The organism is Streptomyces sp. NPDC002730 (genome assembly GCF_042888805.1).
In the GTDB taxonomy this organism is placed as follows: Bacteria; Actinomycetota; Actinomycetes; order Streptomycetales; family Streptomycetaceae; genus Streptomyces.
On sequence record NZ_JBIAQG010000010.1, the window covers coordinates 164,821 to 177,068 of the forward strand.

The following is a 12,248-nucleotide window of genomic DNA, read 5'->3' on the forward strand; positions in this document are numbered from 1 at the left end:
TTCCGGGGATGTGAGCAGGTGATGCAGTGCGGGTCTCCCCCTCGCCCCTCAGTAGAATTGAATCCGACCTCGACTTCAAGTCATTCGACGTCGGATGTACCGGGAGGTGCGTATCGCCCAGGCATCTCGGCGTGTTCGTGACGGCGGCGCCACCGTCACGAACCGCATAAGGCGCCCATCCGGGAAGGATCCGGGCCGGCGGCGGGACTTGAAGGAGGGTGCAGGCGTCCGGCCGCCTGGTGGGGCAGAGGTGGTACCGAAGTACATGAGCACCGCACTGGGCGGGCGCGAGCACCGCCGCTCGGCCCGCGGGCGGTGTCGATCCCGGGTATGAGCGGTGTCGATCCCAGGTATGACCGGCCCCCGCGACCGGTCTCCCGTCGATCGACCTCGCGTCGTTCGGTCGATCGGTCAGGCGGTGATCCTGAAGCGTTCGGCGAGTTGGCGGCGGGTGTCGGCGGCACCGGTGTGAAGCACACCCCCGATTCCGATCCGCGCCGCTCCGTCGAGGTTCTGCCGCAGATCGTCGATCATGACTGCCTCCTCGGGGGAGACGCCGAGTCGTTCACATGCGATCGCGTAAATCCGCCGGGAAGGCTTGCGAATACCGACCTCGGCGGAGATGACGACCGCGTCGGCCACAGCGGCGAGGTCGACGCCATCGTAGGTTCCGATCCCGAAAGAATTGGATACCAGCGCAACGGGATACCCGGCGGCGCGAAGATCACCGAGCAGGACGAGCATGTCCTGGTCGATCGACATTCCGGCTTGCATCCGGGCCGTGAGCCCCTTGGCGGGTACGTCGGCGCCGTGGGCACGGAGACGTTCGGCGAATCCTCGCTCGAAGGCTTCGGCGTCGATACGGCCGCACTCATGGTCTGCCAGGAGGGTGCGTGAAGGCTGGTCCCGGCTGAGGAGGTCCAGCGGCAGGCGCGGGTCGCCACCGAGTGAGGCGCCAAAGTCGGTGAACGCCTGCAACACACTGGAGGTGATGACCCCGCCGAAGTCCACAAGGACGGCGGTTCGGGCCTTTTCCACCACGCTCGACACAGTATCCACACCCTCTCTCGCGGCCGGCTTCCCACCGGCCGATGCGACCGCGACCGGCTTCCCACCGGCCGTGGCTACGGCAGCCATGGTCCGCCGATTCTCATGAGGACTAAGCGACCTCGAACAGCCCGGCTGCGCCCATTCCGCCGCCGACACACATCGAGATCACTACATATCGGACGCCACGGCGCTTGCCCTCGATCAGGGCGTGCCCCACCAGGCGGGCACCGGTCATTCCGTACGGATGGCCGACCGAGATTCCGCCGCCATTGACGTTGAACCGCTCCGGGTCGATGTTCAGTTCGTCACGGCAGTACAGCGCTTGGGAAGCGAACGCCTCGTTGAGTTCCCACAGACCGATGTCGTCGATGGTGAGGTCGTGCTGCTTCAGCAGTTTCGGAATGGCGAACACCGGACCGATCCCCATCTCGTCCGGCCCGCAACCGGCAACGGCCATACCCCGGTATACGCCCAGCGGCTCCAGTCCGCGGCGCTCGGCTTCCTTCGACTCCATCAACACCGACGCCGAAGCCCCGTCGGACAATTGCGAGGAGTTGCCCGCCGTCACGCTGGAATGCGCGGTCACCTGACCGTCCGGCAGCACCGGCGCCAACCCGGCCAGGCCCTCGAGTGTGGTCGACGCGCGGTTGCCCTCGTCCCGGGTCAGGGTCACGGCCTCGTCCCGCACCTCCCCGGACTGCTTGTCCAGGACCTTCTTGACGCTGTCGAGTGCGACGATCTCCTGGTCGAACCGCCCAGCCTCTTGCGCCGCCGCAGTGCGCTGCTGTGACACCAGCGCGAACTCGTCCTGCCGTTCCCGGCTCACGCCGTAGCGTTCGGCGACGATCTCCGCCGTCTGCAACATCGGCATGTAGATACTCGGCTTGTGCTCGACCAGCCAGGGATCCGTCATGCGGTGGGTGTTCATGTGCTCGTTCTGCACCAGGGAGATCGACTCGACACCGCCGCCGACAGCGACCTGCATGCCGTCGCCGACGATCTGCTTGGCGGCCGTCGCAATCGCCATCAGGCCCGACGAGCACTGCCGGTCGATCGTCATCCCCGACACGGAGTCCGGAAGTCCGGCACGGAGAGCGGCCTGGCGGGCGACGTTGCCACCGGATGACCCCTGCTGCACGGCGCAGCCGAAGATCGCATCTTCGACCTCGCCTCCCTCGAGCCCGGCGCGCTGCACCGCGTGCGAGAGGGCATGGGCGGCAAGTTCCTGCGCCTGGGTGTCATTGAACGCACCGCGGTACGCCTTACCGATCGGCGTCCGTGCCGTCGAAACGATGACTGCTTCCCTCATGTCGCCTCACTGCTTCCTGTCGGTCCGGTTCGTCTGGGCGGCCACAGGGTGACGGGAGCCGGCCTCGCGACTGTTTATAGTTGAATTCGACGTCAAGTTCAACAGCTCCGAGGGAGGGCGGCACGCGGCTGCCGTTGCGGAAACTGCGCGTGTTCTCGACCTTGACAATCCCCTTCCATGGCTTAAGGCTGACCGACCAGTCGGTATGAAGGGGCGGATCGTGACCGAGTTGAGCATCTCCACCGCTGCGGGCGTGTTCGACGCGACCGTGGCGGGTCCGCCCGAGGGCCGCCCGGTGCTGCTGCTCCACGGCTTCCCGCAGACGCGGCTGGTGTGGCAACGGCAGATCGCGGAGTTGGCCGCGCACGGCTACCGGGTGGTGGCACCCGACCAGCGTGGGTACTCTCCCGGGGCCCGCCCCGAGCGGCCCGCGGACTACCGCATGAACGTCCTGGTCGACGATGTGGTCGCGATCACGGAGGAACTGGGCTGGGGATCGTTCGACCTGGTCGGCCACGATTGGGGAGGCGCGGTGGCCTGGTGGACCGCCGATGCCCACCCCGGTCGCGTACGTACCCTGACAGTTGTCTCGACCCCGCACCCCGGCGCTCTGGCCACCACCCTGCGTACCGACAAGGACCAGCGCGAACGATCGCAGTACATGATCGACTGGCGTGAAACGCCCGCGACCGAAGAGCGCATGCTGGCAGGCGATGCCGAGGCGCTTCGCACCACTTACGCCGGAAAGGTCCCGCAGGCCAGTGCTGAGGCCTACGTGCGTCACCTCTCCCAGCCGGGTGCTCTCACCGCGGTGCTGAACTGGTACCGGGCCGGCCGCCCCGACGGCGCGATCGGCGCCATCGAGGTGCCCACGCTGTACGTCTGGAGCACGCAGGACAGCGCGTTCGGCCCGGCGGCCGCGCGGGAGACCGGGCAGTGGGTCAACGGGCCGTACCGGTTCGAGACCCTCCAGGGCGTCAGCCACTGGGTCCCCGAGGAGGCGCCCGAAACGCTGAGCCGCCTGCTGCTCGAACATCTGCGGGCGCACGGCGAGTCCGGAACCACAGCGAATACCCCCTCTGTCGACTCTCAGAAGAGGTAACCCCATGAAGACAGCGCGAACAGCCTGGCGCCGACTCGAGCCAGTACACGGCATGATCTACTTCGCCCCCGAGGGAAGGCGACGGTACGCGGACCTCGGACTGAGCGGACGCGCCGGGTACTTCGCCTCCCGGAGCGCCGCCTTCGGCCGAGCATCCGCTGAGCTGGTCATCTCGACCTTCTACAACTTCAACCCCGGTCTCGTACGGAAAGCGGTCGACGGGGTCTGGGACGCGGTGACGCCGCAGCAGGTGCTGGACGCGCGGCACGCCGCCGCGAGCGAGGCCCTGCGACGGGCCGGCATCCACGAACTCCCCGCTTTCGACGAGGTCCTGGCGCTGACCCGCAGGGCCGCCGACGCGGCCTGCGAACACGCGCAGGGCCGCCCGCTGTTCGCCGCGCATGCTGCGCTGCCCTGGCCGGAGGAACCGGTACTGCAGCTGTGGCACGCTCAGACGCTGCTCCGGGAGTTCCGTGGAGACGGCCATGTCGCGTGCTTGCTGAGCGAGGGCGTGGGGGGCTTGGAGGCCCTGGTTCTGCACGCTGCCACCGGTGAGGTTCCCGTCGACTTCCTCAAGGGAAGCCGCGCATGGCCCGAGGAGGAGTGGGCCGACACCGAGGAGCGCCTGCGCACGCGAGGTCTCCTCGACGGCGACTCCCTGAGCCCGGAAGGCGTACGCCTGCGCCAGCACATCGAGGACCGTACCGATCGCCTGGCCCTTCCCGCCTACGCTGCCCTGGGTGACGCCGACTGCGAACGTCTCGCCGAACTCGCGAGCCCCTTCGGCCGCGCCGTCGTCGAAGCCGGCCTCCTCAAACTCGGCTGACCTCCGCCCTTCACACCCCCTCCGCATCGCGCTTGATCTGCTCGAACCGGCGGCCGTGGCCTCGGAGATGGCCTTGGCCGCTCCCGCGGTTCGTCCATGGCCCGCCGGCGCGCTACCCGAGGAAGCTGAGCCGCACCCGACGGTCCGGGTTGTCGCGGTTGGTGTCCACCAATCTCCGCCAAGACAACCCGCCCCTACTCCCCCGCACGGGCATACCGAACAGCTACGACCGCGGGCCCGCGAGGGACGCCATCCTCCTGATGCGACGCGGACGCGCAGACCGCCCGGGCGTAGGCTTCGCTCAGCATGGACACGGCGGGGGGCGGAGCACATGACGGCTGAGTCAACACAGAGGTGGGGGTCGACCCTCGATTCGGTCGTGGTGTACGCCCAGGGCGCGGTCTGCAGCCGCCTGGCCCGGGGCAGCGTGTCGCCCGACGGCCGGGTGCGGGTGACGGGACTGCCTCGCTCGCTGGACCCGGGCTCGCTGCGGGCCCGTGTCCTGGGCGCCCCCGGGGTACGCGTCACCGAGGCCCGGGTGGAAGTCGAGGCCGAGCCGCTCGGCACGGGCACGCCCGACGAGTTGCGGCGCGAGGTCGAGCGGCTGAGGGACGAGTACGCGGCGGCGCAGGGGCGCCGGGACCGACAGCTGAGCCTGATCGAGGAGGTCAGGGCTCTCCACCCGGTCCCACCTGCCCGCAGGCGCGAGGACCCGCACCGTCGCACCCCGGTCGACGCGTGGCTGGAGCTCGCCGACTTCGTCGACGAGCGGCTGACGGGACTGCACAACCGCCTCGTCGAGCTGGAGGAGGCACTGCGCAACGTCGAGCACGAGCTCACCGTCGCCGCCGACAGGTTCGCCCGCGCCTCCACCGACGCGCCGTCAGCGCACGTGGAGACCACGGTGTGCGCGGTCCTGACCCTCGACGGCACCGGTGACGCGGAGGTGGAGCTGGAGCTGGAATACGGGGTGCCGGGCGCCGTCTGGGTGCCGGCCTACCGTCTCACTCACCGTCAGGGCGACGGCAGCGGCCGTCTGGTGCTGCGCGCCTCGGTCGCCCAGCGGACCGGCGAGGACTGGACCGGCGTGCGCATCGCCCTGGCCACCGCCGATCTTCGGCGCCGCACCGACCTGCCGAGGCTCCGCTCGATCCGGATCGGACGCAGTCAGCCCGCCCCCGCGCCTTCTGGCTGGCGTGAGCCCCCGGCCGGGCTCGTCGACCTGTTCTCCGGGTACGACGCGGCAGGCCCCGGCCCAGCCACGACCGCCGCACCCGCGGCTGTCGGGGCCGGCTCCGCGCCCGTGGGTGCCGCGGGCGGCTCCGCGTCCGGTCCCGTTCCGCCACCGCCGCCGGCACCGCAGGGCTACGGCGGTCCGCCGGCCGCGGTCCCGGTGCCCGGCGGCACAGACGGCGCTCCCCCGGAAGTCTTCGGCAGCGGGATGCCCGCCCTCGCGCAGCCGGCCGGGTCGCGACCGGGCGGGCGTACCGGCGGCGGGTCCTTCGCGGGTGCCCCCGCCGCCATGGCGCCCGCGGCTCCTGGCCGGGCTGCGCCGCCACCCCCTCCGGCACCGGTAGCCGGTCCGCCGCAGCCGAGCGGCGCCGAGCTCGACTATGCCGCCCTTGTCCTGTGCGGCCCCGACGAGCAGGGCGGTCGCAGAGGCCGGCTGTTTCCCGACTCTCCCTTCGACCCGGTGGCGGCCGAGTACCGCCACCGCGCCGAAGCGGTGGCCGCGCTGCCGTTGCCCGGACAGGCCGTGCGGCCTCGCGAGTCGGCGGGTTCCTTCTACCACCGCTTCGATGCCACCGCCCGCGCCGACATTCCGTCGGACGGCACCTGGCACACCGTCACCGTCGGCGAGATCCCGGTCGGCCTGCGTACCGAGTACCTCTGCGTGCCGTCCGTGGAGCAGACCGTGTACGCGACGTTGGTGCTCTCCAACGCCACCGACCAGGCACTGCTGGCCGGCCCGGTGGAGGTCACCGTCGACGACGACTTCCTGCTGACCGCCGCACTGCCCACGCTCGCCCCCGGCGGTGTCCGCCGGGTGGGGCTCGGGCCGGCCGAGGGCATCCGGGTCACCCGCCGTACGAACCTGCACGAGTCGACCTCGGGCCTGCGCAACAACACCACCGTGCTCGACCACCGCGTCCACGTGGAGCTGGCCAACCGGCTCGCGAGGCCCGTCACCGTGGAAGTCCGCGAGCGGGTGCCGGTCACCTCCGAACCGGACGTCCGGATCGAGGAACGGGCCGACTGGACGGCATCCGAGGAAGGCACGGGGCCCGATCGGCATGCGCCGGGCACCCGGGTCTGGCGGCTGGACCTGCCCGCAGGCGCCACTGCCGCCTTCGACGGCGGCTACGAGATCCGCATCCCGACCGGCAAGGCCCTGGTCGGCGGCAACCGCAGGAGCTGACACACGCCATGTCCACGGCCCCGAAGCCGATCGCCCTCCCCGTCACCGCCGTCACGTGCCTTGAGGATCGCGCCCACATCGAGCGCGCCGTCGTGCTCGACCTGGAGGCCGGGGTCCAGCGGCTGCGTCTCGGGCCGGTCAGTGCGCTGGCCGTCGACCGGACCCTCCATGCCGAACTGACCGCCGATCACCCCGCGACCGTGCTCGACGTGCGGATCGTGCGCAGCTGGACGCCGCGCGGGCCGCTGCCGTCCACCGACGACGACTCCGCCCTGCGCCACCGCGTACACACCCTCGAAGAGGAGCGGCTGGCCCTGGGGCAGCGACGCGACCGGCTGTATGCCCGCCTTGACCTGCTCGGCCGCCTCGCCGCCGATCTGCTGCGGGAGATCGGCGAAGGCGCCGGCTCCGGGGAGACCGAACGGCCCCGCTGGGCCCGCGAACTGGACCGGGTGGACGACGAGCGCGACGCGCACGGCGAGCAACTCCGCACCGTGGAGGCCCGGCTGGCCGCCCTCGCTGCCGAACTCGGGGAAGCCCAGCGGGCCATGCACCTCTCCGAGGAGGAGCCCGCCGAGCTGGTCGGCCATATCGAGTTGACCGTGGAGGCCGCGGTCGCCGGGCCGGTCGGGCTGCGCCTGAGCCACCTCACCCCGTGTGCGCTGTGGCGGCCCGCCTACCGGGCCGTGCTCGACGGGGACTCCCTGACGCTGGAGACCGACGCGATGGTCTGGCAGCGCACCGGTGAGGACTGGTCGGACGTACGGCTGACATTGTCGACGGCCCGCTCGACGCTGGCCACCGATCCGCCACGGCTGGGCGAGGACCGGCTGACGCTCAAGGACCGCTCCGCAGCGGAGCGCCGCACGGTCGACGTCGAACTGCGCGAGGAGGAGATCGGGGCCCTCGGCCCGGCCCCGGTGCTCGGCCTGCCGGGGGTGGACGACGGCGGCGAGGCGCGGGTGTTGAGATCCCCCGCGCCGGTCTCGGTGCCCGGTGACGGCCGCGCCCACCGAGTGCTGCTCTCCGCATTCACCACGTCCGCGCCCAGTGAGTACGCCTGCTCACCGGAGTTGTCCCCCCTGGTCACCCAGGTGGTGCGGTTCGACAACCTGTCCGGCCACGCGCTGCTCGCCGGGCCCGTGGACCTGGTCCGCGGCAGCGGATTCAGCGGCCGCGGCACGCTGGACTTCACCGCCCCCGGCGCCCCCGTTGAGCTGGCCGTCGGCAGCTGCGACGACTACAGGGTGGTCCGGCATGCCGAGGAGTCCCGCGACTCCGCCGGACTCACCCAGCGGACCGTGGTCACCCGCACGGTCCGGCTGCACCTGTCCCGGTTCTCCGCCCCCGGGGAGCACGGCGAGCGGGTGGTCGTCCTTCGGGAGCGGATCCCGGTCTCCGAGGTCTCGGCGGTGGAGATACGCCTGCACAAGGATTCATGCTCCCCGGCGCCCGACGTGGTCGACGCCGAAGGCATCGCCCGCTGGGACGTCACCCTCCCGCCCGGCAGCCGCCGCACGGTCACCCTGGTCTACGAGTTGTCGGCGAGCGCCAAAGTCACCGGGCTCTGAGCTCGGTGGGCCGCTGCACGCCTGCTGGTGCAGGCCTGATCTTGGCTCCCGCCCCCAGCCGGGGGCCGTCTCGCACACCCGAAGGACTTGAGGGCCGGTCACCGCTGGGGCCGCCGGTACGCGGCCTGTCGCCCGGTCGCGACCGGCCGCTGCGAGGGCGGGCCTCCCCTCGGCGGCCCCGATGTTCTGCTGGTCGAGACGATCCGAAGTCCGGTCTGGACGGCGCGATATCGGCAGCGTCGGCGCCGTAGCGCAAGCCGTCCCTTTGCACGATCGTCGACCACGGCCAGGCCGGGTCCGGGGAGCCAGTGGCCGCCGTGCTGCGAGAGGCCGTCCAGTCGGCCGCACATCGTCCGTGATCCGAGTGGTCTGGTGCCTGTGGCTGTTTGGGTGCGGGCAGCGGCGGGGACTGCGTGGAGCATGATCCGAACCATCGTGCGCGGCTGCGCAGCGGGGGCCGCGGGGACATCCGCATTGAACGCCGTGTCCTATGCCGACATGGCTTTGCGCGGCAGGCCCGCCAGCACTGTGCCGGAAACTTTGGTGGACACGATCGCTACCCGGATGGGGCTTCCGCTCCGGGACTCGGCCGAAAAGGGCAACCGGCTCATCGGTCTCGCAGCGGTGACGGGTATCGCCGTGGGAAGCGGGACGGGCGCCGCTGTATCGCTGGTCCACCGGACAGGCGCTCGGATGCCCCTGTGGTTGGGAGGGGCTCTTACCGGAGCATTGGTGATGGTCGTCGCCGACGTGCCGATTGCCCGCCTCGGGATCAGCGATCCTCGCACCTGGTCAGCCGGCGACTGGGCCTCGGAAGTGGTACCGCACCTTGTTTTCGGCCTGGTCACCTACGGCCTGGTGACCGCATGGGATCAGTAGCCGTGACCTTCGCCGCCACCATCTGACCTGCTTGGTGGGTCGGCGCAGCCTCGGGCCTGCGCGACATCCCTGGGAGCGCCCCGATCTCGGGCCGGCCCGACCTGATCATCCCCACCGGCAAGCGCAAGGGGCAGAGCCCGTCCGTCGCCAGCGTCTACCGGGCCCTCACTGAACACGAGAAGGCCCAGGCGTACCCAGCCATCGAAGCGGCTCGCGCGGAGTTCGCCGCGCTCCAGAACGCCGATGCCCCCGGCCTCGCCCGGACACCGAGATCCCCAGCGCACGACCACCTCTTCGCCTACCAGCTGGTGCACGAGGTGATACCCCGACTCGGATGGTCAGGCGGCCGAGACCCCGCCCTCTGTCACCAATGCGACTCACATGCGTGCACGACCCCGGCACACCTACGCCTGGACACCACCGCCGAAAACCGGGCAAAGTGGGCGCCGCGGCACCGCGATCCCGGTGGCCCACTCGCAGACCTCCGCGGCCCTTCAGGACGAGCCCGCGCCATCGCCGCAGCAATCCGCGCCGGCCTGGCGGCTGAGAGCGTCGGCCTGTCGCGCCCGATGGCCGTGTGTCCGCGCCGAGCGCGACCAGTGTTGCGGCCTGCCTGGAGCGCTCTCGATCGTGGCTCCTCAGGGATACTGCAACGGTGGGAGGGCGAGAGGCCGTTGGCTATTTCCCCGACAGCCGCACGGCGTGCGGATGCCCTCGATCGGCCGCGTTTCAGTCCTCTTCAGTCTTCCCGCCGCGCCGCCGCCTCCTGCAGATACGCGGAGATCATGGCGAGGTCGTTGGCAATGTCCAGCACGCCGTTGACGCCGGTCGTCGGGGTGGAGGCGCCGTTGACGCCGGCGTAGAAGACGTCGAAGCGGCCGTTGCCCTTGTCCAGGTAGCCGGCGAGCGTGATGGCGCCGACGCCCAGACGGTTGTTGAGCGCGTCCAGCCCAACGGCGGCGCCGGTCTTGGCAAACACCTTTCCACGCGCGGGGCAGTCGCGGCAGTTGTTGGCCAGCAGGCCGTCGACGCCGAGGATGGGAAGCGAATTCCGGAACCGCTCCGCCTCGGGGGTGCGCAGCCAGTACGTCAGCATCTGCACCAGGGCCTTCGGCGTGGCCCGGTCGACGGGATTGCCGCCCCGGCCGTCCGCGAGCTGGACCTGCTTGCGGTCGACGCCCGCGCGGTCCAAGAAGTCGGCCAGGACCGGGAAGCCGTCCATGCAGTCCTGGCTGCCTGTCGTGACGGCCATCAGGCACAGGCCGAGGTTGGCGCCAAGGTTGTGGCTGACCTTGAAGATGAGCTTGGCGTACTGGGCGTACGGCGGGGATGTGTACGTGGCCACGCGCGGCCGGCCCTCGTACGAGCTGGGGAGCCGGCCGGCCGGGTTGGGTCCCGTCGGGTTGGCGGTGACCTCCACCCCGGCTCGTTCGAGCGCCTCGATCAGCGCGGTGCGTCCGAAGGCCGCCGGATCGGCGATGTCGGACACCTTCAGCGCCGGGTCGGCGTCGGCTGCGATGGTGCCGGACAGCTGGATCCGGGTGCCGTTGTCGGAGGTTGTCACCTCGATGCCGGTCGGCTCCCCCGCTGCGACGGTCTTCACTGTCGACGTGACGCGGTACGGGGCGACTTTCGGCCGCCAGTCCAGCTGCGCGGGCGCGCCGGGGCGGTCGCCGGGTGTGGTGAGCAGGTCGATGAGATTGTCGTTGATGATCAGCGGGGTCGGGGTGGGGTCGAAGACGGGCTCGGGCAGGAAGAGCCGGTCGTCGACGATCACATTCCCGTCCACCCGGGTGATGCCGGAGCGCCGTACCTGTTGCGCGATCAGGTCGATCCCGGCGAGTGGGTTCTCCGGTGTGAGCGTGGCGCCGGGGAAGCTGTTGGCGTACGTGTGGTCGAGGTCGGTATAGGCGACCGTGCCGTCGGGGCGGGTTCTGCCGCCCATGGTGAGGTCGCCCTGGGCGACCAGGTCGAGATTGCCCTCCAGGGTGCTCCCGCGCCGCTCGCCTACCGCGTAGACCGGCGTCCTGAAGCGGTGGTCGCCGCCGAGGGTCTTCCATGTCCCGGACACGCTGAACAGCTTGGCCGTCGACCCGGGGATGAAGAACTGCTCGGCGAACCGGCTGTGGACCACGCGCCCGCTGTCCGGGTCGCGCTGGAGCAGGCCCCACTGGGCGTTGGGGTAGTCCGGCTTCCGCATGATCTCCGTAATCCGCGGGTCGAGCCGGTCGGAACCGCTGTCGTCGGGCGGCGACGCCGCCTGGACTGGCGTGCTCGAAGCCAGGGCTCCGAGCAGCAGGGCGCAGCATCCGGCGACAATGCGACGCCGAAAGGACCCTGGATTCTCTCCTCGCACCACAGCACGCCCCCGTTTGTCTCGGCGGTCTCCACCCCCATGGGGTCAGGTATGCACCCCATGGGGCGCCGGATGTGCGCGGCGCGGACGGCCATCGCCCGGTCGGCGCGGCACATTCGTCCGAAGCCCTGTGCCGCCCAGTCGTGACAGCCGTCCCGGGTTTTGGACCAGTCCTTCGTACAGACCTGCAGCCCCGGCGATGTCGTTGCGGTAGCCCCTGAGTCAACATTCTCCCCCGAAGGTCCACGCGGTGCCATATGACAGGTTGATGCCGTAGTAGAGCTGTTCCTTCTCGTCGGGATACTCAAAGGACTTGAATTGAGCCCAGAGGATCAGTTCGCCGATGGGGCCGATGGACACGCTTTCCCCGAGCACGGGCTTATCGCTCCTGATGAACGCGTCCTTGAAGCGATATCGCTCGTCGTTGCAGCCGTTACAACCGCAGTTGGGATCGGCGCATAGGCGCAGACAGTCGATGTCCTCGAGATCAGAACGAGCGTCACGAACGTCATTCCAGCGTCAAGATACCGCCCGTAACGCCCACAACACGCATACCGCACAACCGAAAAACCGCAGGCCAGGAGCCCTTCGCGGCAGGCTCAAGGACGGCGACGCACTCCACTTAGTGCGTCATCGAGATCACGTCAACGCTCTCCACCATGAAGGTACCTGGGCATGGCGCTCACCTCCTCCCGACGGGCGACAGTCGGAAGCAGGTGGAGTCAACGGCCAGAGC

The 12,248-nt window shown here is 70.3% G+C and carries 9 protein-coding genes and 1 pseudogene; 5 read left to right on the top strand and 5 right to left on the bottom strand.

From position 1 onward, the window contains the following. Window positions 1–411: 411 nt before the first annotated feature. Window positions 412–1,041 carry an HAD family hydrolase gene (locus tag ACFYXH_RS25510; protein WP_389567221.1) on the bottom strand — a complete coding sequence of 210 codons (630 nt, stop codon included), beginning with the start codon at window positions 1,039–1,041 and terminating at the stop codon, window positions 412–414. Window positions 1,042–1,159: 118 nt separating this feature from the next. Beyond that, window positions 1,160–2,359: an acetyl-CoA C-acyltransferase gene (locus tag ACFYXH_RS25515; protein WP_389567224.1), complete on the bottom strand. Its 1,200-nt coding sequence runs from the start codon at window positions 2,357–2,359 to the stop codon at window positions 1,160–1,162. A gap of 220 nt (window positions 2,360–2,579) precedes the next feature. Between ACFYXH_RS25515 and ACFYXH_RS25520 the strand changes: the two genes are divergently transcribed. Then, the gene (locus ACFYXH_RS25520) at window positions 2,580–3,461 is read left to right on the top strand and encodes an alpha/beta fold hydrolase (protein WP_389567226.1); all 882 of its coding nucleotides are present in this window, start codon (window positions 2,580–2,582) and stop codon (window positions 3,459–3,461) included. Window positions 3,462–3,465: 4 nt separating this feature from the next. Beyond that, complete coding sequence (locus ACFYXH_RS25525; protein ID WP_389567229.1) at window positions 3,466–4,287, top strand: hypothetical protein; 822 nt, start codon at window positions 3,466–3,468, stop codon at window positions 4,285–4,287. 112 nt (window positions 4,288–4,399) lie between these two features. Here ACFYXH_RS25525 and ACFYXH_RS25530 read toward each other — a convergent pair. Next, window positions 4,400–4,501 (bottom strand): annotated as a pseudogene (locus tag ACFYXH_RS25530) (YjbQ family protein); the annotation flags it as partial. Between the two features lie 117 nt (window positions 4,502–4,618). Here ACFYXH_RS25530 and ACFYXH_RS25535 point away from each other — a divergent pair. The 3 genes from ACFYXH_RS25535 (at window position 4,619) to ACFYXH_RS25545 (ending at window position 9,156) form a co-directional block, all read left to right on the top strand. Beyond that, complete coding sequence (locus tag ACFYXH_RS25535; protein ID WP_389567231.1) at window positions 4,619–6,706, top strand: DUF4139 domain-containing protein; 2,088 nt, start codon at window positions 4,619–4,621, stop codon at window positions 6,704–6,706. An 8-nt stretch (window positions 6,707–6,714) separates the two neighbouring features. Next, window positions 6,715–8,277, top strand: a complete 1,563-nt coding sequence (locus ACFYXH_RS25540) for a DUF4139 domain-containing protein (protein WP_389567234.1) — start codon at window positions 6,715–6,717, stop codon at window positions 8,275–8,277. Window positions 8,278–8,697: 420 nt separating this feature from the next. Next, the gene (locus tag ACFYXH_RS25545; RefSeq protein WP_389567237.1) at window positions 8,698–9,156 is read left to right on the top strand and encodes a hypothetical protein; all 459 of its coding nucleotides are present in this window, start codon (window positions 8,698–8,700) and stop codon (window positions 9,154–9,156) included. Between the two features lie 739 nt (window positions 9,157–9,895). Here the strand turns inward: ACFYXH_RS25545 and dacB are convergent. Both dacB and ACFYXH_RS25555 read right to left on the bottom strand, forming a co-directional pair. Further along, window positions 9,896–11,515, bottom strand: coding sequence for a D-alanyl-D-alanine carboxypeptidase/D-alanyl-D-alanine-endopeptidase (gene dacB / locus ACFYXH_RS25550; protein ID WP_389567240.1), 1,620 nt, complete (start codon window positions 11,513–11,515; stop codon window positions 9,896–9,898). 219 nt (window positions 11,516–11,734) lie between these two features. Further along, entirely contained in the window at window positions 11,735–11,887 is a 153-nt protein-coding gene (locus tag ACFYXH_RS25555) for a hypothetical protein (protein WP_389567243.1), read from the bottom strand. Window positions 11,888–12,248 lie beyond the last annotated feature (361 nt).